Raw genomic sequence first — 26,585 nt, 5'->3', positions numbered from 1 at the left:
TGTAATAATTAATTAATGTAACAATTGATTGATGTAACTATTTAATTATTTGTAATTGAGTGTTTTACAATTGCTACATTAAATAATTGATAAATTTTAACATTATCATGCAACCTTTTTGCAACTACATTCGTCTATGCTAATAGAAATTAAACTTTAACATCATGAAAAAAGTCACTTTAATGGTTTTATTAGTATCAGTTTTTGTTGAAGCTCAAAAGTTAGACAGAGCAAATTTTGGAACATTACAAAATATCGAATCAACAGATTTTTTAGTCACTTACACTGCAAATTTCTCTAAAGTTGCAATAAAAAAGGAAAATGCCAAAATTATATTCATTAATACCAAATCCAGTCAAACTAAAGAAGTAATTCTTCCTAAAACCACCAATTTGAGAAAAATTATTTCAAATATTGAGGTCAATTATTTAGGTTCTAAATTTGTTGTTTTAGAATGTTATTCTGAAGTTGAAAAAACACTCCCTAAAGCTTCAAATTCTGTAAATGAGTTATATTTAATCTCACTTAATGATTTTAAATTAGTTAAAATTTCAAGTTCCAATTTTACAATTAGAGATTGGGAAATCAATAATGAAACAAAAAAAATTGTTTTCATTGAACAAGAAAACGGAATAAAAGATTTATCGGGTGAAGTTCAAAAAATAATGATTTTTGATTTAGAAAATGGAAATTTAAATGAAGTTTTTTCAAATAATTAATTGCTACATTAAATAATTGATAAATTTTCACATTATCATGCAACCATTTTGCAACTACATTCGTCTATGCTAATAGAAGACTGTTTTAAAGCAAATAACTGAAAACTGAAAACTGAGACTGAATACTAAATAATGAAAGTGATCAACTTACATCAAGAAGAAAAAGAATTAATCGAATTGGCTGTCGAGAATAATCGTCATGCACAACACAAGATTTATTCTAAATTTTCTCCAAAAATGTTAAGTGTATGTAGGCAGTATATTAAAGATTTACATCAAGCTGAAGATATAATGATTACTGCTTTTATGAAAGTCTTCACCAATTTAAAAAATTTCAAACATGAAGGAAGTTTTGAAGGTTGGATAAGAAGAATAATGATAAATGAATGCATTTCTTATATCAGAGTTCAGAAAAAAGTAAAGTTCATTGAGGATGAGAATTATTTCGAAGAAAGTTTCAATAACATAGAAAGTCAGTTTTCTGTTGAAGACATTCAATTTTTGATAGACAATTTACCTGACGGATATAAAATGGTGTTCAACCTTTATGCGATTGAAGGATATAAGCACCAAGAAATTGCAGAAATGCTTGGAATTAATGAAGGAACATCAAAATCGCAATTATCACATGCTAGAAAAATGTTGCAAAACAGCATAAGCAAATTAAAAAATTATGAAAATGGCACAGAATAAATTAGAAACCCAAATAAAAGAGAAGTTAAATTCTCGAGAAATACAGCCCAGCGTAATGTCTTGGGATAGACTAGACGCTATGCTTTCTGTTGCAGAAGAAAAAAAAACAAAGCGTTCTTTTGGCTGGTTATACATTGCTGCAAGCATTTTGGTTTTTCTGTCAGTTGGTTTGTTTTTTATAAATCAAAAAGAAGAAGTTTCTGGAACTGACAACCAAATTGTTACTAAAGAAGTTGAAAACAATAAAGAACAAAACGATTCAGTAATCACAAAGCAAAATTTCACTAACGAGATAACAAATCAACAAGAAGAACAAGTTGCAGCAATAAATAATAAACCACAAATAATTAACAAAAAATCATCAGAGAGTTTCAATCAAAATAATCAAAAAACAGGAGTTAATCCAATCATCAACAAAGAGAAAGAAATCGAATATCAAGCTACTGAAGTCATCGCTCAGAAAGATATGCCAAGAATCATTTCTCAAGAGAAAATTGAAATGCCAAAAAAAGTCGCTGTCAATGTGGATGATTTATTGGCATCAGTAGAAAAAACTTCAAAAAAAGAAGCTAACGCAAAAGTTAAAGTAAACGCCAACAGTTTGTTGTCTCAAGTCGACGGAGAATTAGAACAAACATTCAGACAAAAAGTAATCAATAGAATCGGTAAAAATTACCAAGAAGTAAAAGTGGCACTTGCCAATAGAAATCAAGAATAAAATCATCAATTAATCACTTAACAAATTAGAAATCATGAAATCGAAGATTCACGAATACAAAAAAGACAATTATTATCGCGTGAGTAAAAATTTTACAATTTACTTAGCACTATTACTATGCCTTTTTGCGAGCAAAATGGTAGCTCAAGAAGACCGAAAGGAACAAATTAATGAAAGAAAAGAACAAATTAATGAAAGAAAAGAACAAATTAAAGAAAGAAAAGAACAAATTAAGGAGAAGAGAAAAGAAGTCGTAGCTAAATATGTAGATAATTCTTTTGAAAGCAAAGCAAAAGCTATTGCTGACAAAATCGAAAACATTACAAAAGAAGAAAAAGCAACTCTTAAATCAGAGGTTGAAGCAGTCAACGTTCAATTAGAAAATGGTTCAATTACCAAAGAACAAGCAGATGCAAAAAAGAAAGATTTAGCACAAGCTAGAGCAACAATTATTGAAAACCGTATTGCTGTTGCTCAAGAAGAATTAAAAGATTTAGTTCAGCAAAAAGTAAATGGGAAAATAGCAGATTCTAAGACTACTGATTCATCAACTGTAAGAATAGGTAAAAGATTGGTTCTAACTTATGAAAACGATTCTGTTAAAAGAAAGAAACATTATGAATATAGAGAACGAAGAACAACTTCACAATTTGTTTTTGCTCTAGGTTTAAACAATGTAGTTACTGATGGTTCTGTAGAGAATTCAGATTTTAAATTTGCTGGTTCACGTTTTTACGAATGGGGTTTCTCTTATAATTCAAGATTATTTAAAAATGACAACTTATTACATTTAAAATATGGAGCATCAGTAATGTATAACGATTTGAGACCAACAGAAAATAGAGTTTTTGCTGTAAATGGAAATCAAACAACATTGCAAACCAGCACAATTGATTTAAAAAGTTCTCGATTTAGAAATGTGTATTTAGTAGCGCCATTGCATTTAGAATTTGATTTTACTAAGAAAAAAGAAAAAGATGGAAAAACTTATTTTAGAACTCATGAAAGGCTTCGTTTTGGAATTGGAGGTTATGCAGGAGTTAGAATTAAATCAAAACAAAAAACAGAATATAAAATCGACGATATTGATTATGATGAAAAAGCAAAAGGTGATTTCAATGCCTCAAATTTCATCTACGGATTGAGTACATATTTAGGTTATGGAGAAACAAGTTTATATTTAAAATACGATTTGAATCCAATATTTCAGGATAATGTTGTAAAACAAAATAATATTTCTTTAGGAGTACGTTTCGATTTTAATTAAAAATTTGTTGGGTTAGTTATATTTGTAGAGGCGCGATTTATCGCGTCTCTTTTATTTAAAAAAATATGTATTTTTACACAATACAATTTTTATGATTTCCCAAAATCTAAAAATCTAAAAATCCAAAATTGATAACCAAAGAAACCATAGATAAAGTTTACGAAGCTGCTCGAGTAGAGGAAGTTATTGGCGATTTTGTACAATTAAAACGCGCCGGAAGTAACTTTAAAGGATTGAGTCCGTTTTCTGATGAGCGTTCACCTTCGTTCATGGTTTCGCCTGCCAAAGGAATTTGGAAAGATTTTTCGTCAGGAAAAGGTGGAAATGCCATAGCTTTTTTGATGGAGCATTCGCAGTTTACCTATCCAGAAGCTATCCGATTTTTAGCAAAAAAATACAATATTGAAGTTGAAGAAACAGAACTATCTGAAGAAGATAAAGTCGTTGCAAACGAAAAAGAAAGTTTATTTCTAGTTTCAGAATTTGCTTCTAAATATTTTCAAGACATGTTGCTCAATTCCGAAGAAGGAAAAGCAATTGCGCTTTCTTATTTTAAAGAACGTGGGTTTACTAATGATACTATAAAGAAATTCAGCTTAGGATATTCTCCAAATCAATGGGATGCGCTTACAAAAGAAGCTCTCGGAAAAGGCTACAAATTAGAATTTCTAGAAAAAACTGGACTAACAATTGTAGGTGAAGACAAGCAATTTGATCGATTCAAAGGTCGTGTGATGTTTCCAATTCAATCCATGAGTGGAAGAGTTTTGGGTTTTGGTGGTCGAATTTTAACTAACGACAAAAAAGCAGCCAAATATCTAAATTCACCAGAAAGTGATTTGTACCATAAGAGTAAAGTTTTGTACGGAATATTTCACGCCAAACAAGCCATTGCCAAACAAGATAATTGCTATTTAGTAGAAGGTTACACCGATGTAATTCAAATGCATCAAGCCGGAATTGAAAATGTAGTTTCTTCTTCTGGAACAGCTTTAACTCCTGACCAGATTCGATTAATTAATCGTTTGACGAAAAATGTTACTGTTCTTTTTGATGGTGATGCAGCAGGTTTGCGCGCTTCTATTCGTGGAATTGATTTGATTTTGGAGGAAGGAATGAACGTTAGAGTTTGTACTTTTCCAGATGGCGAAGACCCAGATAGTTTTGCCAAAAAAACGCCTTTACAAGATTTGATTCAGTATTTTGAAGACAATGCTATGGATTTCATCCAATTCAAAGCATCACTTTTAATGAAAGATGCCAAGAATGATCCTATCAAGAAAGCTGATTTAATTCGCGATATGGTAGCCAGTATTTCTAAAATTCCAGATAGAATTAAAAGAGAAGTTTACATTAAAGAAACTTCTAGAATCATGGATATTTCAGAAGATGTACTTTTTAATACTTTGGCACAATTAGTAAAAAAAGACATTTCCGATTTAGGCAAAAAACTAAAAGAAGAACAAACCGCTTTTGAAGTCGTAAAAAATGAAAATCCTGTCGTTGCTGCTAACATTGATATTCAATATGAATTGGAACACAAAATCATCGAAATTCTTTTAATTTATGGCAATGTAGAAGATGAATTTGAAGATGTTTTGCTTAAAGCAAATGAGAAAGGTGAAATGGTTGAGGTAAAAGAAATGAACAGATATAAAGTGTATCAACGCATTTTTCTTAGTTTACAAGAAGATGAAACCGAACTTGCCAATCCATTATTCAAAAGTATTTATGATGATTTGATTACCTATTTTAATCAGAATGAAACCTTTGAATTGGAGAAATATTTATCACAATTACCGCCAGAATTATCGCAAGAAGTAACGTCAATTCTTATGAATGATGAGCGAGAAGCATTGCACAATTGGGAAGCTAAAAACATTTTTGTAAAAGCAAAAGACAAAACCATAAGTCAATACGTTTCCGAAACTATTCTAACCTTAAGATGGTTTTTAGTAAATAAAATTATAGACGAATTAAAATCATCTGTAACGCAAGAAACCGAAGTTGATAATTCAGAAACACTATCTATGGTAGTTGACTATTTAGGATTAACCAATATGTTCTCCAAAAAATTAGGAAGAGTAATTTCTAGACATAACTAAGTAAGTATTCAAAATAAAAATTCCAAATACCAACGAACAATCAATTGGAATTTGGAATTTAAAATATTGGAATTTCTTTATACGATATCTAACGTTTTCGCTTTATTAACTAAATCTACTAAATTAGTAACATTTAGTTTTTGTAAAAGTCTTAATTTGTAAGTTGAAATTGTTTTTTCGTTTAGTCCTAAAACCTTCGAAATTTCATTATTTTTCTTTCCGTCACACAAGTAACGCAGTACTTCAATTTCTCTGTTAGATAATTTTCTGTAAAGACGTTCGCTTTTATTTTGTTTAGCAATCAAAGCTAAATTTCTTTTAATACTATCACTAAGCATTACAATTCCTTGGTGAACTCTAATAATTGTAGTTCCTAGAGTTTCTAATTTGGAAGATTTGTGCACAAATCCAGCAACTCCAGCTTTTATAGCGTTGGGAGCATAAATTTGCTCGTTTAAGCTTGTAAAAACTAAAACTTTAGTATTAGGAAAATTTTTTATAATAGCTTTTAATTCGTAGATACTTTTCAATCCGTCAAGTTCTAGATCTATTACCAAAACATTAATTTCTTTATTCCTCAAAGCATCCGGAACCATAAAGAAATTTCCAACATTTGAGACCACACTAATTTCTGGATGATCTTTAAAATATGATTTTACGCCATAATGAACCACTGGATAATTATCGGCAAGACAAACATTTATCATAATTTTAATTTTTTTATAAAAGATTTAAAATCTTACTGTAAAGTTACAAAAAAAATGCAAACAATTGTGAATCAATGTTAAAATATTATTTCAAGTCATTTGGAACCTCACAAACTGGTATTGGGTTCATCTTGTGCTGGTTTAAGAAATTTAAACGTTTATAGATGTCAAAGGCTTCTTTTTCTCGACCAGTAAAGTCTTCCGATTTACTTCCTTTTTCGTCCTCAAGCATTGCCCATTCCAATTCGTCATAACTTGCGCCAAGTTGGTCTTCATCAGTTCGATTATCACCAAATAAACCATCTGTCGGAGCTGCATTTTGTATAGACTTTGGGATTTCTAAATAGCTTCCAAGTGCATAAACATCACTTTTCATCAAATCGGCTATCGGACTCAAGTCAACGCCACCATCGCCATATTTTGTATAAAAACCAACACCAAAATCTTCTACTTTATTTCCTGTTCCAGCAACCAATAAACCATGAATTCCAGCAAAATAATATAAAGTGGTCATTCTTAATCTTGCTCTAGTATTGGCTAAAGATAAATTATACTTTATTTCATTTTCACTGACTGGCATTTCTGTTTTAAAGCTATCATAAATCGGAGTTAAATTTGCTTCAGCACGACTCACATTTGGAAAACGTTCCATCAATTGCTCAATGTGTTCACGTCCTCTACTTACTTGATTTTGAGCTTGATGAATTGGCATTTCAATACATAATGTTGTTAAGCCAGTTTGCGCGCATAGAGTAGAAGTTACCGCAGAATCAACTCCACCAGAAATTCCTACAACAAAACCATTTACTTTTGCGTTATTAGCATAAGTTTTTAACCAACTAACAATGTGTTCGTTTACTTTTTCTACCTGAATTGTACTTTTTTTAGGCATAGTTTGGAGATGAATTAAGAATTCGTAATGTATATTTGCAAAAATATTAAATAAAAAAATGAAAAGATATATTTATATCACCTTAATTGGAGTTTTATTTTTCTCTTGCGATAAAAAAAGTAAAATCGAAAGAGCTGTTGAAGAAATTCCAGTCGAAATGAAAGTAGTTCGTTTCGAACAGGCTTTCTTTGATACAAAACCTGAAAATTTGGCTGATGTAAAAGCTGAATATCCAGAATTTTTCCCTGAAGGCACACCAGATGCGGTTTGGATTGATAAGATGCAACATCCACAATGGAGAGAATTGTATCAAGAAGTAAAGAAAAAATATAAAAATTTTAGTTCGCAGCAATCTGAAATTGAAGATTTATTTAAACATATCAAATATTATTTTCCAACAATTAAAACGCCAACAATCTATACGGTTATTTCTGAAATGGATAATAATAGTAAAGCGATTTATGCAAATGATAAATTAGTAATTGCTTTAGAATTATATTTAGGAAAAGACCATAAGTTTTATAGTGAGTTTCCAGCTTACTTGAGACAAAATTTCGAACAAAGACAAATGCTTCCAGATATTGTTTCTAGCTTTGCTTTTGGCGTTTTGCCTAATCCAAAAGATAAAGATTTGCTTTCAATGATGATAAGCTCTGGAAAAGAACTTTACTTAAAAGATATTTTACTTCCAGAATATTCAGATGCCGAAAGAATTGGCTATTCTGAAGACCAAATAAAATGGAGTAAAGAAAATGAAAGTTACATTTGGGAATATTTTGTAAACGATAAGTTGTTATACAGCACCGATTCTAAATTGGCTAATCGTTTTATAAATGTGGCTCCATTTTCTAAGTTTTATTTAGAAATAGATAACGAATCGCCAGGTAGAATTGGGCAATGGGTTGGATGGCAAATTGTTCGATCTTTTATGGAGAACAATCCAAAAGTAACCGTCCAAGATTTAATTAAAATGAACGAAAAAGATATTTTCGAATTATCAAAATACAAACCAAAAAAGAATGAGTAATAAAATCACATCAGAAATAAAATTTGTAGTCGAACTTGATGAAAATCGTGTTCCAGATAAACTAACTTGGACAGCGCAAGATGGTGGCGTAGAGCTTGAAGAAGCTAAAGCTATGCTTTTGTCAATTTGGGATAGCAACGCCAAAGAAACTTTGCGTATTGATTTATGGACAAAAGACATGCCTGTTGATGAGATGAAAATCTTTTTCCATCAAACGCTAGTAGCAATGGCTGATACTTTTGAAAGAGCTACACAAGATGAAAAAATGGCATCAACCATGAGAGATTTCACTGATTATTTTGCTGAGAAATTAGAATTAAAAGGATAAAAAATGGTTCGCAATTGCGAACCATTTTTTGTTTATCTAAAACTCATTCATTTCTTTAAAAACATCTTGATTTACACCATCAATAAATTGTAAAAGTTCCTCTTTTCCGGTTCCTTCTGTAGATGAGGTTACAAAATGTTGTGGCATTTCCTCCCAATTGTTTGCTAGCAATTCTTTACGATAAGCAGCAATATGAGCAGCGACTTTTCCTTTACTAATTTTGTCTGCTTTAGTAAAAATAATACAAAACGGAACTTCTGTTTCGCCTAAATATTCTATAAATTCTAAATCAATTTTTTGTGCTTCAAGTCTAATGTCTATTAATACAAAAGCGCAAACTAATTGTTCTCTTTGTTCAAAATAATCGGTAATAAATTCCTGAAAAACTTCTTTTGTTTTTTTAGAAACTCTTGCATAACCATATCCAGGTAAATCAACCAAAAACCAATTAGAATTAATTTTAAAGTGATTTATCAACTGAGTTTTTCCTGGTTTTCCTGATGTTTTTGCCAAATTTTTATGATTGGTCAACATGTTAATCAATGATGATTTCCCAACATTGGAACGACCAATAAAAGCATATTCAGGCAAACGTTCTAAAGGACATTTACTCACATCTGAATTACTAATTATAAATTCGGCGGTATTAATTTTCATGATATTTTTTTTGATTCAATCTGAATCATTTTAATCTTACAAATGCTCTTTTGTCAACCAAATTTCAAGTAATCTATTGAACTCATCAGGATGTTCCATCATAGCAGCATGTCCACATTTATCAATCCAATATAAATCTGAATTTGGCATTAATTTATGGAATTCTTCAGCTACTTCTGGTGGAGTTACAGCATCATTTTTACCCCAAATTAAACAGGTTTTTACATGCATTTTTGGTAAATCTTTTGCCATGTTGTGACGAATAGCACTTTTGGCAATGGTAAGTGTTTTTATTACTTTAATTCTGTCATTTACAACGCCAAAAACTTCGTCAACCATTTCTTTTGTAGCCACTTTTGGATCATAAAAAACAGCTTCTGCTTTCTTTTTAATGTATTCATAATCACCTCTTTTTGGGTAACTATCACCCATTGCGCTTTCATAAAGTCCTGAACTTCCTGTTATTACAAGTCCGGCAACTTTTTCAGGATACATTTTTGTATGATATAAGGCAATGTGTCCACCAAGTGAATTTCCTAAAAGAATTACTCGGTCAAAACCTTTGTAAGTAATGAAGTCTTTCACATATTTGGCGAAAGCCTTAACATTAGTTTTTAAAATATTTTGTGTGTAAAGTGGTAATTCAGGAATAACGATTTTATATCCTTTTTGTGAAAAATGTTTGGCAACTCCTTCAAAGTTACTCAATCCACCCATTAAGCCATGCAAAATAACAATTGGAGTTCCTTCTCCAACTTCAATGTAATTGTATTTTTTGTCTTTTACTGCGTTTAAATCCATATTCTTTGGCTCATTTTTTCAATTGTTACAAATATAAGTTTTTAAATATTAATTCAAAACTAATCCTCTTTTATTTGGAAGAATTTGTCAATTTCTTAATGCTCTTTCTCTTCATGAATTTTTACAATTATCAACATTTCAACAAATCATTTTATGTCCTTTTCAAATTTTATAAAACTAACTTTTTATTAAATATTTCGCAACTAAATCTGTTTGACTGTCAATTTATTGCGTTAAATCAACGATTCCAAATGTTTTGTTAATTATTATTCAAAGTTGGTTTGGTTTTAAAGTAATTAACAAAAATCTAAAAGTGGTAAAACTTATTAACAAAGTGGAGTTATGTGGTAAAATGTGGAGAATTATTTTATATTTTTGCTCATTATCATTAAAAATTAATTAGTTGAACTCATTAATCGGAACATACGAATGTAAAGTTGACGTCAAAGGAAGGCTGCTTTTGCCTGCGCCTTTGAAGAAACAACTTGCGGCTTCGCTTCAAGACGGTTTTGTCTTGAAACGTTCTGTTTTTCAGCCATGTTTGGAACTTTATCCAATGGCAGAGTGGAATTTAATGATGCAAAAAGTGAACAAACTCAACCGATTTGTAAAGAAAAATAACGACTTCATTCGTCGTTTTCAAGCCGGAGTAAAAGTGGTTGAAATCGATGCTTTAGGACGTCTTCTAGTTCCTAAAGATTTAACCAATTTTGCTCAAATTACTAAAGATATTGTGTTGTCTTCAACAGTAAATATTGTTGAGATTTGGGATAAAGATTTATACGAAAAAGCTATAGATGATTCTGTTGGTGATTTTGCTGATTTGGCAGAAGACGTAATGGGAAATGTAAATGACGACGACAATGGAATATCATAATCCAGTATTATTAAAAGAAACAGTTGACGGTTTGAATTGTATTCCAGATGGTGTTTATGTAGATGTCACTTTTGGTGGTGGCGGACATTCAAGAGAAATTTTGAGTCGCCTTGGTCCAAACGGAAAATTGTTTGCGTTTGATCAAGATGAAGATGCTTGGGAAAATGCATTGCCAGATCAAAGATTCACATTGATTCAAGAAAATTTTAGATACATCAAACGTTTTTTAAGATTTTATGGAATCAAGCAAGTAGATGGAATTTTAGCTGATTTGGGAGTTTCATCGCATCAATTTGATGTTCCAGAAAGAGGTTTTTCAACTCGATTTGATGCCGATTTAGATATGAGAATGAGTAAGAAAAACGATTTGGATGCATACAAAGTAATCAATGAGTACGATGATGTTAACTTGAAAAGAGTTTTTCTTGATTATGGTGAGTTAAAAATTGCTCCAGCATTAGCAAGAACAATTATTGAGGCAAGAGAAATAAAATCTATTGATACAACCGATGAATTGAAATTGATTTTGCAACGTTTTTTGCCAGAACAATTTAAAAATAAAATTTTGGCTCAAATCTATCAAGCTATTAGAATTGAGGTGAATCAAGAAATGGATGTTTTGAAAGAATTCTTAGAACAATCTCTTGATGTTTTAAAGCCCGAAGGAAGATTAAGTGTGATTTCCTATCATTCTTTAGAAGATAGATTGGTAAAAAGATTCATGAAAAACGGAATTTTTGAAGGCGAACCAGAACGAGATTTCTTTGGAAATTTTTCAGTGCCTTTCAAGTTAATTGGAAAACTAATTGTTCCAACAGAAGAAGAAATAAAAATAAACAACCGAGCAAGAAGCGCAAAGTTGAGAATAGCAGAGAAGAAATAGTATTCAGATGTCAGAATTCAGACTGCAAAGTAACTGAAAACTGAAAACTGAAAACAGACAACTGAGAAATGAAAATTGGAATTTACAACATATTAAAAGCAAGATTTCTTGTCAATGAAGACGCTACTAAAAATTGGCGTTTCATTGTGTTTTTAATTGTTTTAGCCATAATCATGATTGCTAACACGCATCGATTTGAACAAAAAATATTCAAAATCGCTGATTTAACAAATGAAGTAAAAGAATTACGTTCCGAATTTGTTGACAGACGTTCGGAATTAATGAAGTTAAAAATGGAATCTACAGTTTCAAAAAAGATGGAAGCTAGAAATATTTTCCCATCTCAGGTTCCACCACAAAAAATAAAAGTTAAACAACCAGAAGAAAAAAGTTTCTTTAAAAAAATATGGCAGTAGAAGATAAAAATATCTCTTACAGAATTTATCTGATGGCGTTCATCATCTTTTTGATGGCGTTGGCGATAACCATAAAACTTACTAATATACAGTGGGTAGAAGGCGACTATTATAGAAAATTGGCTAAAGATAGAACGGTGAAAACTTTTGTAATTCCAGCGAATAAAGGAAATATTTATTCATCAGATGGTAGTTTGTTGGCGACTTCAATTCCTAATTATACCATTCGTTTCGATGCTGTTGCGCCAAAATCAGAAGATTTCGAAAGCAAAGCCGATTCGTTAGCAATGAGTTTGTCAAAATTATTAGGAAAACCAACTTCTCATTATCAATCATTATTGAGAAAAGCACGCGCTAATAAAAGCAGATATACTCTAATTGCAGAAGATTTAAGTTACACGGAATATTCAAAAATTAAAAAATTTCCACTTTTCAACAAAGGTGCATACAAAGGTGGAATTATTGTGGAGCAAAAAACAGTTCGTGAACATCCAATCGGTAAAATCGCAGAGAGAACCATCGGTTATGATAGAATTGATGAAAATGGTGTTCAAAAAAGAGTTGGAATAGAAGGTGCTTTCGGAAAATATCTTAACGGAAAAGACGGAAAAGTTTTAAAACAAAAAATTGCCAAAGGACAATGGAAACCTATTCGTGACCAAAACGAAGTAGATCCACAAGATGGGTACGATGTAATTTCAACTATTGATGTTTACATTCAAGATATTGCACACCACGCTTTGCTAAAACAATTAGAAGAATATGGCGCTGAACACGGTTGCGTTGTTGTAATGGAAACCAAAACAGGTCAAGTTAAAGCGATTTCTAACCTAGGAAGAGACGAAAAATCAGGTAATTATTATGAAACTATAAATTATGCTGTTGCGGAATCACACGAACCAGGTTCAACCTTTAAATTGGTTGATATGATTGCGCTTTTAGATGATAATAAAGTAGATACGTCAAAAGTTTATGACAGTCGTGGTGGAGTTATAACTTACAGAGGTGATAAAGTTCGTGATTCTCACGAAGGTGGTTATGGTAAAATTTCTCTTGGAAGAGGTTTTGAGGTTTCGTCCAATACCATTTTAGTTCAAGCAGTTGTGGAAAATTATAAAAATAATCCGCAAGAATTTATCAATAGAGTTAATAATTTAGGTTTGAATAAACCTCTTGGATTACCATTTCAAGGTGAAGGAAAACCAATTGTACATCAAACAACTGATGAAAATTGGAATCCTAATATTTTACCATGGATGGCTTTTGGATATAGTGTAGCCATGACGCCTTTACAAACGTTGACATTGTACAATGCTGTTGCAAATAACGGAGAAATGGTAAAACCACAATTCGTTTCTGAAATTAAAGAATGGAATAAAACCATCAAGAAATATGATAAACAAATTATCAATCCGAAGATTTGTTCTGATGCAACAATCAAAAAATTAAAAGCACTTTTATCGAATGTTGTAAAAAGAGGAACTGGCGCAAAGTTGTATTCTAAAGATTTTTCAATGGCAGGAAAAACAGGAACAGCGCAAGCCAATTATGGTAAAAATGGCGGAAGTGAGAAACATTATATTTCTTCTTTTGTTGGATTTTTTCCAGCGGAACATCCTAAATATTCTTGCATTGTAGTAGTTCACAAACCAAATACTTCAATGAATAATTATTATGGAGCAGATGTTGCCGGACCAGTTTTTAAAAGAATAGCTCAAAAGATTTTCACTGACGCACCATCAACAAATGAAATTAAAAATCTTGATAAAAAAGTAGCCAAGCAGGAAACTAAATATCAAGAGTATTTTACAAAAGCTCAAAACGTAAAAAATACAATACCTAATCTAAAAGGAATGCCAGGAATGGATGCTGTGGCACTTTTAGAAAATTTAGGAATTAAAGTAAAAGTAAAAGGTATTGGAAAGGTAAAAAATCAGTCGATTCAAGCCGGACAACCTATTATCAAAAATACAATCATAACACTAGAATTATCGTGATCGTTTTAAAAGACATATTATATAAAGTTGCTATTGAAGCTGTCAAAGGTTCAACGGAAATCGCTGTGAATAAAATCGAATTCGATTCGAGAAAAATTCAAGAAAATGACGTTTTTGTAGCCATCCGTGGAACAGTTTCTAATGGTCACGACTTTATCGAAAAAGCAATTAATCTTGGTGCGGTTGTAGTTGTTTGTGACACATTACCAGAAGTAATAATTACCGGAATTACTTATATTCAAGTAAAAGATACCAATTCGGCTTTGGCTTTTATGGCTTCTAATTATTATGACAATCCATCGTCAAAATTACGTTTAGTTGGAATCACAGGAACCAATGGTAAAACAACTATTGCTTCACTTTTGTACCAATTATTCAAAAAAGCAGGATACAAAGTTGGTTTGCTTTCTACCGTAAAAATTATGGTTAATGATGTTGAACACAAAGCAACACACACAACACCAGATTCTTTAACCATCAATTATTTTTTAAATGAAATGATTGAAATCGGTTGCGACTATTGTTTTATGGAAGTGAGTTCACATGGTGTTCATCAAAAGCGTACAGAAGGATTGCAGTTTGAAGGTGGAGTTTTCACTAATTTATCGCACGATCATTTAGATTATCATCCAACTTTCGCAGAATATAGAGATGTTAAAAAATCGTTTTTTGATCATTTACCAAAATCAGCTTTCGCATTGACCAATGTTGATGATAAAAATGGAGCGGTAATGCTTCAAAATACCAATGCAAGAAAATTGACTTATGCTTTAAAATCATACGCTAATTATAAAGCTCAAATTCTAGAAAATCAACTTTCAGGATTGTTGCTTAAAGTTAATGAAAATGAAGTTTGGGTAAAACTTATCGGAACATTTAATGCTTATAATTTACTAGCAATTTATGGAACTGCAGTTGAATTAGGATTAGAATCGCTTGAAGTTTTGAGATTGCTATCCGAATTAGAAAGCGTTTCAGGTCGTTTTCAGTTTATTGTTTCCAACGATAAAATCACCGCAATTGTAGATTATGCACATACGCCGGATGCTTTAGAAAATGTACTAAAAACCATTAATGATATTCGTACAAAAAACGAACAATTGATAACCGTTGTAGGTTGTGGTGGTGATAGAGATAAAACGAAAAGACCAATAATGGCAAACATCGCAACACAAATGAGCGATAAAGTTATCATCACTTCTGATAATCCACGAACTGAAAATCCGTCAACGATTATCGCCGAAATGGAAGCAGGTGTTGAACCACAAAATTTCAAAAAATCACTTTCCATTGAAGATAGAAAACAGGCTATAAAAACTGCTTGTCAATTAGCAAACGCCAATGATATTATTCTAATTGCAGGAAAAGGTCACGAAACCTATCAAGAAATTCAAGGTGTTCGCCATGATTTTGATGATATGAAAATTGTAAAAGAATTTTTAGAACAAATGAACAAATAACCCAATATACCTAACCAATATGTTATACTACTTATTTGAATATTTAGACAAAACACTAGACATTCCTGGAGCTGGAGTGTTTCAATATATTACGTTTCGTTCGGCTATAGCGTTGATGTTATCATTAACACTGTCAACTATTTACGGAAAAAAAATCATCACTTTTTTGAGAAATCAACAAGTTGGCGAAACTGTCCGTGAGCTAGGTTTGGAAGGTCAAACTCAAAAAGCAGGAACTCCAACAATGGGTGGATTAATCATCATTTTTGCAACCTTGATTCCTGTTTTGTTATTGACTAAGTTGAATAATATTTATATCATTCTTCTAATTGTGACCACACTTTGGATGGGAACTATTGGTTTTATTGACGATTATATCAAAATATTCAAAAAAGACAAACAAGGTTTAAAAGGAATTTTTAAAGTTATAGGTCAAGTTGGTTTGGGAATTATTGTGGGTTCAGTATTGTATTTTAGTCCAGCAGTTACTGTTCGTGAAAAGTCAGCTACGCCTATCACTTTCAACCAAACTGGAAATACAATTTCACAACCTGCTAAAGAAATAAAGGCAACTACGACAACAATTCCGTTTACAAAAAACAACGAATTGGATTATGCTCAAATCCTAAAACCATTTACAGATGATTATCAAAATTGGGCTTGGTTGGTATTCATTCCAATTGTAATCTTCATTATTACAGCAGTTTCAAATGGTGCAAATCTTACTGATGGAATTGATGGTTTAGCCGCAGGAACGTCTGCAATATCAGTACTCGCGCTCGGTATTTTTACATTTATTTCAGGTAATATCATTTTGTCAAATTACTTGAATGTAATGTACATTCCAAATTCAGGAGAGATGACCATTTTTATCGCTTCTTTCGTTGGAGCTTTAATCGGATTTCTTTGGTATAATTCTTATCCAGCATCAGTTTTTATGGGTGATACAGGAAGTTTAACCATTGGTGGAATTATAGCGGTTTTAGCAATTTCTGTTAGAAAAGAAATGTTACTTCCTGTTTTATGTGCCATTTTCTTTGCCGAAAGCGCCTCAGTAATTATTCAGGTATCTTATTTTAAATATACCAAAAAACGTTTTGGCGAAGGAAGAAGAATTTTCTTAATGTCGCCATTACATCATCATTATCAGAAAAAAGGATACCATGAAAGTAAAATTGTAACTCGCTTTTGGATTGTAACCATCTTGTTAGCGATTGTAGCAATTGTAACATTGAAATTGAGATAATGAAACGATTAGTAATTCTTGGAGGAGGAGAAAGTGGAGTTGGAACAGCAATTCTAGGAAAGAAAGAAGGATATGATGTTTTTGTATCTGATTTCGGAAAAATTAAAGACAATTATAGAGACGTTCTTAATCAATATGAAATACAATGGGAAGACGAACAGCATACAGAAGATAAAATTCTAAATGCTGATGTAGTAATGAAAAGTCCAGGAATTCCAGAAAAAGCTCCAATTGTAAAAAAGCTTATCGAAAAAGGAATTCCAGTGATTTCTGAAATTGAATTTGCTAATGATTTTACAAAAGCAATGACTATCGGAATCACAGGAAGTAATGGTAAAACAACAACAACAATGTTGACGTATCATTTGCTAAAAGAAGGAGGATTGAATGTAGGATTGGGCGGAAATATTGGAAAAAGTTTTGCATGGCAAGTAGCCGAAGAACATTATGATTCTTATGTGTTAGAATTAAGCAGTTTTCAGTTAGACGGAATCATAAATTATAAGCCACATATTGCCATAATTACAAACATAAGTCCAGATCATTTAGATCGATACGAATATAAATATGAAAATTATATCGCATCGAAGTTCAGAATAACAATGAATCAAACCGAAGAGGATTATCTCATTTATGATGCAGATGATGAAGCCATCGGAAATTGGTTAAAAAATAACAAAGTAAAAGCACAATTAATTCCATTTTCGATATCAAAATCAATTGAAAACGGAGCATTTTTAAACAACAAAACTATGGAAATCAACATCAACCAAGAAGAGTTTTTAATGGAAACGGCAAACATCGCACTTGAAGGAAAGCACAATATGAAAAATGCAATGGCTGCAACTTCTGTAGCGAATATTTTACGCATCAGAAAACAAACCATTCGCGAGAGTTTGTCAAATTTTCAAGGTGTTGAACATCGTTTAGAAAAAGTGCTAAAAATTCATAATGTGCAATACATTAACGATAGTAAAGCTACCAATGTTAACGCAACTTTTTTTGCTTTAGATAGCATGACAACGCCAACCATTTGGATTGTTGGAGGTGTTGATAAAGGAAATGATTATGCTGAGTTAATGCCTTTGGTTCACGAAAAAGTGAAAGCAATTATCTGTCTTGGTGTTGATAACAAGAAAATAATTGATGCTTTCGGAAATGTTGTAGATATGATGGTTGAAGTAGATAATATGCACGATGCAGTAAATACAGCAAGACACATCGCAGAAAAAGGTGATACTGTTCTATTATCTCCAGCTTGCGCAAGTTTCGATTTATTTCAAAACTACGAAGACAGAGGAAATCAATTTAAAAGAGAAGTAAGAAATTTATAGAACTTTTAAACTCCTAAACCTTTAAACTTATAAACTAAAAAATGAAACAATTAATAAGCAGACTACACGGAGATAAAGTCATTTGGGCATTTGTTGCTCTTTTGGCGCTGTTCTCTTTTATGCCTGTTTTTAGTGCGAGTAGTAATTTGGCTTACATGCGTCACGGCTCAGGAAATGCTTTGACCTATTTGCTAAAGCATGCTATTCACATTACTATTGGTTTCGTTATAATTTATCAAGTTCACAAAATTCCGTATCATTATTTTAGAGGAATTTCACGAATTGCATTGCCAATTGTTTGGGTTTTGTTAATTTATACTTTGGTAAAAGGAACTGTAATTGATGGAGCAAATGCCAGTCGTTGGATTCAAATTCCATTCATTGGAATATCCTTTCAAACATCAACATTTGCAGCAATTGTGTTGTATATTTTTGTAGCAAGATATTTGTCCAAAAAAAGAGAAGTTGCACCCGATTTTAAGCAATCGCTTCTAGAACTTTGGTTGCCAGTATTTGTAACTGTCGGATTGATTTTTCCTGCGAACTTTTCTACAGCAGCATTGATTTTTTCAATGGTTATTATGCTAACTTTTATTGGTAAATACCCATTAAAATATATCGGAATTATTCTTGGAACCGGATTGCTTTGTGGATTGTTTTTCATTCTAATAGCTAAAAAATTTCCAGATGCTTTTCCTAATCGTGTTGATACTTGGATTAGTCGTATAGATAATTTTACAAGTGACAAACCAGATGAAGATGATTATCAAATTGAGAAAGCGAAAATCGCAATTGCATCAGGTGAGCTATACGGACTTGGACCAGGGAAAAGTGTTCAAAAGAATTTCTTACCTCAGTCATCTTCCGATTTTATTTTCGCCATTATTGTGGAAGAGTTTGGGCTTTTCGGAGCTCTAACAGTTTTGTTTTTCTATTTAATGTTGCTATTCCGATTTGTGGTAGCATCGCACAAAGCCAATTCGCTTTTCGGAAAATTAGTCGTCGTCGGGCTCGGTTTTCCAATAATATTTCAGGCATTAATCAATATGGCAGTGGCAGTCGAATTGTTGCCAGTTACTGGACAAACTTTACCATTAATTAGTTCAGGAGGAAGTTCTGTTTGGATGACATGTATCGCTCTCGGAATTATTCTAAGCGTTACCAAAAAAGAAGAAGAAATTGCAAAAGAACTCGAAGAAGCCGAAAGAGAACTCGAAGAAAAGAAAAAAAGAGACGAAGTTTTACAAAGAATTATTGATAGAGAATTGAATGGTGTAGAAGAGGAAGTTGATGAAAATCAAGAAAAGGTTAACCAAATGAAAGCATCCATCAAAGGCAAAATAATGGAGGAAGATTTTTCAATTGAAGAAAATCCAATGCTAGCCATAAAAGGAATGCGAAAAAAATAAATTGAACTGCCTTTTAAGGCAATAAGATAAAAATGAAAAAATTAAAATTCATATTAAGTGGTGGCGGAACAGGTGGACATATCTATCCTGCAATCGCTATTGCCAACGAATTAAAATCGCGTTTTCCAGATGCGGAGTTCCTTTTTGTAGGTGCGCAAGATAAAATGGAAATGCAAAAAGTACCTCAATCAGGTTATGCTATTGAAGGACTTTGGATTGCAGGCTTACAAAGAAAGTTGACTTTGCAGAATGCCATGTTTCCATTAAAATTAGTTAATAGTTTATGGAAATCTAGAAAAATAATTAAGAAGTTCAAGCCAGATGTTGTCATCGGAACAGGCGGATTTGCAAGCGGACCATTATTGCAAGTTGCCAATAGTTTGAATATTCCAACAGTAATTCAAGAGCAAAATTCCTATCCCGGAATTACCAATAAATTATTGAGTAAGAAAGCCAATGCCATTTGTGTTGCTTATGAAAATTTAGAACGATTTTTTCCAAAAGATAAAATTGTATTTACAGGAAATCCTGTCCGTCAAGATATTTTAGATATTGATTCTAAAAGAAGTGAAGCGTTGTCTTATTTCAATTTGGATGAAAACAAAAAGACATTACTAATCATTGGCGGAAGTTTAGGTGCAAGAAGAATCAATCAATTAATTGCAAAAGAGCTTGATTTTTTACGAAACAATAACTTGCAAATATTTTGGCAATGTGGTAATTTATATATGGCAGATTACAAACATTTTTCTGAGATAGAGAATGTTCAAGTAGTTTCGTTTATTGATAGAATGGATTTGATTTATGCTGCAGCAGATTTCGTGATATCTCGTGCCGGAGCTTCGTCAGTTTCAGAATTATGTTTGGTTGGAAAACCAACGATTTTTATTCCTTCACCAAACGTAGCCGAAGATCATCAAACCAAAAATGCGAAAGCAATTGTAGATAAAAATGGTGCTTTACTAATAAAAGAAAGTGAGTTAGACGAAAAATTCGAATCAGTTTTCAATAAACTAATTCATGATGAGAATTTGCAAAAAAGTCTAAGCGAAAACATGAAAAAATTAGCCAAGCCAAACGCAACAAAAGATATTGTTGAACAAATAGTAAAATTGATAAAATAAATTCGTGCAATTTTCGCAATCAAAATCATTCGTGAAAATTCGTGAAATTTGTGTCAAAAAAAAGAAAATGAATCTAAATCAAATACATAACGTCTATTTCATCGGAATTGGAGGCATCGGAATGAGTGCTTTGGCTCGCTATTTCCAGAACATTGGAAAGAATGTTTCGGGTTACGATAAAACACCAACTATGTTAACCGACGAATTGATTGCTGGCGGAATGAACATTCATTTTGAAGATTCAATTGCTGCAATTCCTTCGGATTATTTTGTAGAAAATACTTTGGTAATTGTTACGCCAGCGGTTCCAGTTTCGCATTCAGAATGGAATTATTTTGTAGAAAGAGATTATGTAATTAAAAAAAGAGCTGAAGTTCTTGGCTTGATTACAAAAGATACGTTCTGTTTTGCAGTAGCAGGAACGCATGGAAAAACAACTACATCAAGTATTCTAGGTCATATTATGTATGAAAGTGGAGCAGATGTTACAGCATTCCTTGGTGGAATTGTAGAAAATTATCATTCTAATTTAATCGGCAGTGGAAAAACAATTACCGTTGTTGAAGCCGATGAATTTGATCGATCGTTCTTGCATTTGCATCCGAATATTGCTTGCGTAACCTCAATGGATGCTGATCATTTAGATATTTATGGTGATGCCTCTGCAATCGAAGAATCGTTTAGAGAATTTGCAAATAAAGTTCAAGATAAAACCAAAATATTTGTTCCTAAAGGATTGGATTTAGAGGGTTTGACCATAGCAATTAATGAAGAAGCAACGTTCAAAGCGTTTAATATTCGAATAGAAAATAGTGCTTATGTTTTTGATGTTCAAACACCAACAGAAATAATAAAAGATATTGCTTTTGGTTTACCAGGACATCATAATTTAATGAATGCGCTAATGGCTTTAGCAATGGCCAAAACTTATGGAACCCCAACCGTGTCCATTGCTAATGCTTTAGCTACATTTAAAGGTGTACAAAGAAGATTTTCGTATCAAATAAAATCAGAAAATCGCGTTTATATAGATGATTATGCACATCATCCAACAGAAATTAATGCCGTGCATCAAGCGGTTAGAGAATTATATCCAAATCAAAAAGTTTTGGCAATTTTTCAACCTCACTTGTTTAGTAGAACAAAAGATTTTGCAGACGATTTTGCTAAAAGTTTATCTCAATTTGACGAAGTTCTTTTATTAGATATTTATCCTGCAAGAGAATTACCAATGGAAGGAATTACAACTTCTTGGTTAATGTCTAAAATGACAAATGATAATAAAAAATTAGTTTCAAAAGAAGAACTAATTGGCGCAATTTTGGAAAGTGATGCAAAGATAATTGTAACGATAGGAGCAGGCGATATTGGCGAATTAGTACCATCAATAAAAACTGCTTTAGCTGAATAGCTTCGGACTTTAGTCCGATGAAAAAAATAAAAAAAATAAAAAAAATAAAAAAATAAAAAATAGAAAAACAAAAAACGAAATATTAAAAAATTAAAACAATTATGAAATTTCTAAAATGGAACAATATCCGATTAATACTAATGTTTGCATTGGTAGTTTTTCTGTATTCGTTTACGTCAAATAGAAATTCACATCGTAAATTAAAGAAATCAGAAGTGATTTTTGTTGGAGATAATAACAATTTCGTTAAACAAGAATCGGTTAATAAATTGTTAATAGAAAATAGTTCAGATGTAAAAACCATTGAAAAATCGGACTTAAATTTGAACAAATTGGAAAATTCTATCAACAAACATCCTATGGTTGAAAAATCAGAAGTTTTTGTAAGTGTTGATGGTGTTCTAAAGGCGGTGGTGAAACAAAAAACACCCATAGCAAGAGTGTTTAGTGAGGAAGGTTCGTTCTATATTGATTATGAGGGAAATAGAATGCCACTTTCTGATATAAGTACAGCTAGAGTACCGCTAATTTCGGGGGTTATTGACAACAAAAACAAGAAGAAATTATCCGAAGTTTTGAAGATGATTTACAACGATGAATTTTTGAAAAAAAATATCATTGGTGTGCAAGTTTTGCCTGATGCGAGCTTAATGATGACCAACAGGAACTATGATTTTAAAATCGAGTTTGGCAAAATGATGAATGAAGAAAAGAAATTTAAAAATTATAAAGCATTTTTTCAGAAAGCAGTTTCAGATACGATGCTAAATAATTACAAGAAAATAAATTTGAGATTTACACATCAAGTTGTTTGTACAAAATAACAATAGTAAAATTTCAAAAAACGGAGATAAAGTTAATATTGTGTGGGGCAAATTAGTTGACAATATGGAGAACAGAGAAAACATTGCAGTTGGTTTAGACATCGGAACTACGAAAATCGTAGCGATGATTGGTAAGAAAAATGAATACGGCAAACTTGAAATTTTAGGTCTTGGAAAAGCCAAAAGTTTAGGTGTGGCTCGTGGTGTTGTAAATAATATTACACAAACCATTCAATCCATCCAACAAGCAGTTTTAGAAGCGGAAGAAAACTCAGGATACAAAATCAATGATTGCGTTGTTGGTATTGCCGGACAACACATTCGTAGTATTCAACACACAGATTACATCAGCAGAAGTAATCCAGAAGAAGTAATTAGTGGTAAAGACATTCAATTGTTAATTGATCAAGTGAATAAATTAGCGATGTTGCCGGGTGAAGAAATTATTCATGTGTTGCCACAAGAATTTAAAATCGACGGACAATCAGAAATCAAAGAACCAATTGGTATGTATGGTGGACGATTGGAAGCAAGTTTTCACGTTGTTGTTGGACAAGCAGCTTCTATCAGAAATGTAGGAAGATGCATCCAAAGTTCCGGAATTGAATTGTCAGGATTAACATTGGAACCTTTAGCTTCAGCAGATGCGGTTTTAAGTCAAGAAGAAAAAGAAGCAGGTGTTGCTTTAATAGATATTGGTGGTGGAACAACAGATTTAGCCATTTTTAAAGACGGAATCATTCGTCACACAGCTGTAATTCCTTTCGGAGGAAATGTGATTACAGAAGATATTAAAGAAGGTTGTTCTATTATCGAAAAACAAGCAGAGTTATTAAAAGTAAAATTTGGTTCGGCTTGGCCAGGAGAAAATAAAGACAACGAAATTGTTTCAATTCCAGGATTACGTGGTAGAGAACCAAAAGAAATTTCTTTGAAAAACTTATCTAAAATCATTCATGCACGTGTGGTTGAAATTATTGAGCAAGTTTTTACAGAAATCAAAGTTTACGGTCACGAAGATCCAAGAAAGAAATTGATTGCAGGAATTGTTCTTACAGGTGGTGGAGCGCAATTGCAACACATCAAACAATTAGTGGAATACATTACAGGAATGGACACTAGAATTGGTTATCCTAACGAACATTTGGCAGGAAATTCTAGCGAAGATATTTCAAGTCCATTATTTGCAACAGCAGTTGGATTAGTAATGAATAGTGTAGCTAACAATACGCAAAGTGCCTATAAATTAGAAGTAAGTCAAGCTATTCCGCAGCCAAGACCAATTGCAAGACCAGTTGTTGAAGAAGTGCAAGAGGTAACGCAACAACAAGAAGAACAAATTGAAAATAAAGTTGAAAAAGAAGTGGAAACAACAGAAGGAAAAATCAGAAAATCATTTTTTGATAAGTATGTTGATAAAATCAAAGATTTCTTAGACAACGCAGAGTAATTTAATATTAGATTTAAAATATCAAATATTAGATTTAAAGAAAAACAAAACTAGAATACAGAATAAAATCAAACAAAACCAAAATAGTATGATAAGCAACTCAGAATTTGGAAGCATCTCATTTGATTTACCTAAAAATCAATCAAATGTTATTAAAGTTATCGGAGTTGGTGGCGGTGGAAGCAACGCAATCAACCACATGTTCAAACAAGGAATCAAAGGTGTAGATTTCATCGTTTGTAATACTGATTCTCAGGCATTACAAAACAGTCCTGTGCCAAATAAAATTCAGTTGGGTGTAAACTTAACAGAAGGTTTAGGAGCAGGAGCAAATCCAGATGTTGGACAACAATCAGCAATCGAAAGTATCGATGATATCGAAAAAATGTTGGATAGCAACACCAAGATGGTTTTCATCACCGCAGGAATGGGTGGAGGAACAGGAACAGGTGCAGCTCCAGTAATTGCTCAATTAGCTAAAGAAAGAGACATACTAACGGTTGGTATTGTTACAATTCCTTTTCAATTTGAAGGAAAGGTACGTCAAGACCAAGCATTAGCAGGTGTTGAAAGATTAAGAAAACAAGTAGATTCATTAATTGTTATCAATAATAATAAATTAAGAGAAGTTTACGGAAATCTTGGTTTCAAAGCTGGTTTCTCTAAAGCTGACGAAGTTTTAGCAACTGCATCACGCGGAATTGCTGAAGTAATTACACATCACTACACACAAAATATCGATTTAAAAGATGCTAAAACGGTATTGGCAAATAGTGGAACAGCTATTATGGGTTCTGCAATTGCAAGTGGTGAAAATAGAGCTAAAGACGCTATCATTTCTGCTTTGGATTCTCCGTTATTGAATGACAATAAAATTTCAGGTGCTAAAAACGTATTGTTGCTTATCGTTTCGGGTACTAACGAAATTACTATTGACGAAATCGGAGAAATCAACGACCACATTCAAGCAGAAGCAGGTCACAACGCCAATATTATTATGGGAGTTGGTGAAGATGAAGCTCATGGTGATGCTATTGCAGTTACAATTATTGCAACAGGTTTCAACGTAGAACAACAAAACGAAATCGTAAATACAGAAGTTAAAAAAATCATTCATTCACTAGAAGATGAGCAAAAGTTAGTTCATGACTTAACTCAAAAGCCAGTTGATTTTTTTCAACCGAAGGTAGAGACTCCAATTGAAGTAACTGCCGAAGTTAAAGAAGAAAAAATTGTTTTCGAATTAATCGAAGATGAAGTAAAACAAGAACCAGTTGTAGCAAAAGTTAACGAAAACGAACTAATTGCGATGAACGACTTCATCCGTAATTTAGATGTAACTTTCGAAATCGTTTCGCCTATAAAAGATATCGATTTTACTTTTACAACTCCAGCGGTAAACGAGATTAAAGTTGTTGAGCCACAAGTTGTAGCAAGAGAAGAAGAGCAAATTACATTCTCTTTCGATTTGCCAATAACTAAACCAGTTGAAAATACAATTGAAGAAGATAGAATTATTTTCGATTTAACTGCCGAAACTAAAGACATCAAGGTTAACGAACACGTTGAATTTGTTCCAGTAACTGAAGTAAATCAAAACGGAGTTATCAAATATTCTCTTGAAGAATATATGGAAATTGAAAACGATTTATTGAGTTCTAAACCAGCTGCTAAGTTGGAAGAGCCAATCGAAGAGTCATTAAATTTCACAATGAAAGTAGCTGAGCCAGCAAAACCAACTTATGCTACACATTCAGATGATATTTCTCCAATGGAAATGACTATCGAAGAAACTTTAAAACTTCGTGCAGACGAAAGAAGACGTAAATTAAAAGAATTCAATTACAAGTTTCACAACAATCCATCGAGAGTTGACGAACTTGAAAGAGAACCAGCATACAAAAGATTAGGCGTAGATTTAACAGAAAATCAAAACCTAAACAACAATTCAAGAATGTCATTAGGAACAGATAGTAACGACGATATTCAGTTACGTTCTAATAATTCATTCTTACACGATAATGTAGATTAATCATAAGTTAATTAAAAATGGGTAGCCCGAAAGTTCAATTGAAATTTCGGGTTATTTTTTTTACCTTTGTGTGGCTTTTTGGATGCATGCTGAAGAATTTCAGTAGCGAATGGTTTGCGCATTTTTGTAATCCATTTTCCTGCTTTCCACAGTATCTTTTATTTTGTTGCCTGAGGTTCTCGAATGCAACAAAATAAAAGGATACTTG

24 protein-coding genes are annotated in these 26,585 nt (G+C 32.2%); 20 read left to right on the top strand and 4 right to left on the bottom strand.

What is annotated here, in order from left to right; genetic code table 11:
- Positions 1–164 precede the first annotated feature (164 nt).
- From ABD766_RS03835 to dnaG, 5 genes are all read left to right on the top strand, one after another.
- Complete coding sequence (locus ABD766_RS03835; RefSeq protein ID WP_344815456.1) at positions 165–719, top strand: hypothetical protein; 555 nt, start codon at positions 165–167, stop codon at positions 717–719.
- A gap of 132 nt (positions 720–851) precedes the next feature.
- A complete protein-coding gene (locus ABD766_RS03830) occupies positions 852–1,412 on the top strand; it encodes an RNA polymerase sigma factor (protein ID WP_344815455.1) in 561 nt (186 codons plus the stop codon).
- Positions 1,399–2,130, top strand: coding sequence for a hypothetical protein (locus ABD766_RS03825; RefSeq protein ID WP_344815454.1), 732 nt, complete (start codon positions 1,399–1,401; stop codon positions 2,128–2,130). Before ABD766_RS03830 ends, ABD766_RS03825 begins: the two co-directional genes overlap by 14 nt.
- Positions 2,131–2,164: 34 nt before the next feature.
- The gene (locus tag ABD766_RS03820; RefSeq protein ID WP_344815453.1) at positions 2,165–3,397 is read left to right on the top strand and encodes a hypothetical protein; all 1,233 of its coding nucleotides are present in this window, start codon (positions 2,165–2,167) and stop codon (positions 3,395–3,397) included.
- A 128-nt stretch (positions 3,398–3,525) separates the two neighbouring features.
- Entirely contained in the window at positions 3,526–5,502 is a 1,977-nt protein-coding gene (gene dnaG / locus ABD766_RS03815; RefSeq protein WP_344815452.1) for a DNA primase, read from the top strand.
- 77 nt (positions 5,503–5,579) lie between these two features.
- Here dnaG and ABD766_RS03810 read toward each other — a convergent pair whose 3' ends face one another.
- Entirely contained in the window at positions 5,580–6,209 is a 630-nt protein-coding gene (locus ABD766_RS03810) for a response regulator transcription factor (RefSeq protein ID WP_298304682.1), read from the bottom strand.
- 85 nt (positions 6,210–6,294) lie between these two features.
- The gene (gene nadE / locus ABD766_RS03805) at positions 6,295–7,101 is read right to left on the bottom strand and encodes an NAD(+) synthase (protein ID WP_344815451.1); all 807 of its coding nucleotides are present in this window, start codon (positions 7,099–7,101) and stop codon (positions 6,295–6,297) included.
- 58 nt (positions 7,102–7,159) lie between these two features.
- Here nadE and gldB point away from each other — a divergent pair, with 58 nt between their 5' ends.
- Both gldB and gldC read left to right on the top strand, forming a co-directional pair.
- Complete coding sequence (gene gldB, locus ABD766_RS03800) at positions 7,160–8,128, top strand: gliding motility lipoprotein GldB (protein ID WP_344815450.1); 969 nt, start codon at positions 7,160–7,162, stop codon at positions 8,126–8,128.
- A complete protein-coding gene (gldC, locus tag ABD766_RS03795; protein WP_298304690.1) occupies positions 8,121–8,456 on the top strand; it encodes a gliding motility protein GldC in 336 nt (111 codons plus the stop codon). Before gldB ends, gldC begins: the two co-directional genes overlap by 8 nt.
- Before the next feature lie 36 nt (positions 8,457–8,492).
- Here gldC and yihA read toward each other — a convergent pair whose 3' ends face one another.
- The gene (gene yihA, locus ABD766_RS03790; RefSeq protein WP_344815449.1) at positions 8,493–9,113 is read right to left on the bottom strand and encodes a ribosome biogenesis GTP-binding protein YihA/YsxC; all 621 of its coding nucleotides are present in this window, start codon (positions 9,111–9,113) and stop codon (positions 8,493–8,495) included.
- Positions 9,114–9,149: 36 nt separating this feature from the next.
- Entirely contained in the window at positions 9,150–9,914 is a 765-nt protein-coding gene (locus ABD766_RS03785; protein WP_344815448.1) for an alpha/beta fold hydrolase, read from the bottom strand.
- 403 nt (positions 9,915–10,317) lie between these two features.
- Between ABD766_RS03785 and mraZ the strand changes: the two genes are divergently transcribed.
- The 13 genes from mraZ (at position 10,318) to ftsZ (ending at position 26,377) form a co-directional block, all read left to right on the top strand.
- A complete protein-coding gene (gene mraZ / locus ABD766_RS03780; protein WP_344815447.1) occupies positions 10,318–10,791 on the top strand; it encodes a division/cell wall cluster transcriptional repressor MraZ in 474 nt (157 codons plus the stop codon).
- Positions 10,766–11,674, top strand: a complete 909-nt coding sequence (gene rsmH / locus ABD766_RS03775) for a 16S rRNA (cytosine(1402)-N(4))-methyltransferase RsmH (RefSeq protein ID WP_344815446.1) — start codon at positions 10,766–10,768, stop codon at positions 11,672–11,674. The genes mraZ and rsmH overlap by 26 nt, the downstream gene beginning before the upstream one ends.
- A 68-nt stretch (positions 11,675–11,742) precedes the next feature.
- On the top strand, positions 11,743–12,090 hold the full coding sequence (locus ABD766_RS03770) for an FtsL-like putative cell division protein (protein ID WP_298120636.1): 348 nt from the start codon (positions 11,743–11,745) through the stop codon (positions 12,088–12,090).
- Positions 12,081–14,087: a penicillin-binding protein gene (locus ABD766_RS03765; protein ID WP_344815445.1), complete on the top strand. Its 2,007-nt coding sequence runs from the start codon at positions 12,081–12,083 to the stop codon at positions 14,085–14,087. The genes ABD766_RS03770 and ABD766_RS03765 overlap by 10 nt, the downstream gene beginning before the upstream one ends.
- The gene (locus ABD766_RS03760) at positions 14,084–15,547 is read left to right on the top strand and encodes a UDP-N-acetylmuramoyl-L-alanyl-D-glutamate--2,6-diaminopimelate ligase (RefSeq protein ID WP_344815444.1); all 1,464 of its coding nucleotides are present in this window, start codon (positions 14,084–14,086) and stop codon (positions 15,545–15,547) included. The genes ABD766_RS03765 and ABD766_RS03760 overlap by 4 nt, the downstream gene beginning before the upstream one ends.
- Positions 15,548–15,566: 19 nt before the next feature.
- Positions 15,567–16,793, top strand: coding sequence for a phospho-N-acetylmuramoyl-pentapeptide-transferase (gene mraY, locus ABD766_RS03755; protein WP_298304707.1), 1,227 nt, complete (start codon positions 15,567–15,569; stop codon positions 16,791–16,793).
- Positions 16,793–18,127, top strand: a complete 1,335-nt coding sequence (gene murD / locus ABD766_RS03750) for a UDP-N-acetylmuramoyl-L-alanine--D-glutamate ligase (protein ID WP_344815443.1) — start codon at positions 16,793–16,795, stop codon at positions 18,125–18,127. Before mraY ends, murD begins: the two co-directional genes overlap by 1 nt.
- A 41-nt stretch (positions 18,128–18,168) precedes the next feature.
- On the top strand, positions 18,169–19,536 hold the full coding sequence (locus ABD766_RS03745; RefSeq protein WP_344815442.1) for an FtsW/RodA/SpoVE family cell cycle protein: 1,368 nt from the start codon (positions 18,169–18,171) through the stop codon (positions 19,534–19,536).
- 32 nt (positions 19,537–19,568) lie between these two features.
- A complete protein-coding gene (murG, locus tag ABD766_RS03740) occupies positions 19,569–20,660 on the top strand; it encodes an undecaprenyldiphospho-muramoylpentapeptide beta-N-acetylglucosaminyltransferase (protein WP_344815441.1) in 1,092 nt (363 codons plus the stop codon).
- Positions 20,661–20,727: 67 nt separating this feature from the next.
- Positions 20,728–22,071, top strand: a complete 1,344-nt coding sequence (gene murC, locus ABD766_RS03735; RefSeq protein WP_344815439.1) for a UDP-N-acetylmuramate--L-alanine ligase — start codon at positions 20,728–20,730, stop codon at positions 22,069–22,071.
- A gap of 101 nt (positions 22,072–22,172) precedes the next feature.
- On the top strand, positions 22,173–22,895 hold the full coding sequence (locus ABD766_RS03730) for a cell division protein FtsQ/DivIB (protein WP_344815438.1): 723 nt from the start codon (positions 22,173–22,175) through the stop codon (positions 22,893–22,895).
- Positions 22,896–22,959: 64 nt separating this feature from the next.
- Complete coding sequence (ftsA, locus tag ABD766_RS03725; protein WP_344815437.1) at positions 22,960–24,345, top strand: cell division protein FtsA; 1,386 nt, start codon at positions 22,960–22,962, stop codon at positions 24,343–24,345.
- Between the two features lie 88 nt (positions 24,346–24,433).
- Positions 24,434–26,377 carry a cell division protein FtsZ gene (gene ftsZ, locus ABD766_RS03720; protein ID WP_344815436.1) on the top strand — a complete coding sequence of 648 codons (1,944 nt, stop codon included), beginning with the start codon at positions 24,434–24,436 and terminating at the stop codon, positions 26,375–26,377.
- Positions 26,378–26,585: the final 208 nt, after the last annotated feature.

It is taken from the genome of Flavobacterium cheonanense, from assembly GCF_039539185.1.
Classification (GTDB): domain Bacteria; phylum Bacteroidota; class Bacteroidia; order Flavobacteriales; family Flavobacteriaceae; genus Flavobacterium; species Flavobacterium cheonanense.
Note: the sequence above shows the minus strand (reverse complement) of the source record. Positions and strands in the feature narration are given on the sequence as shown.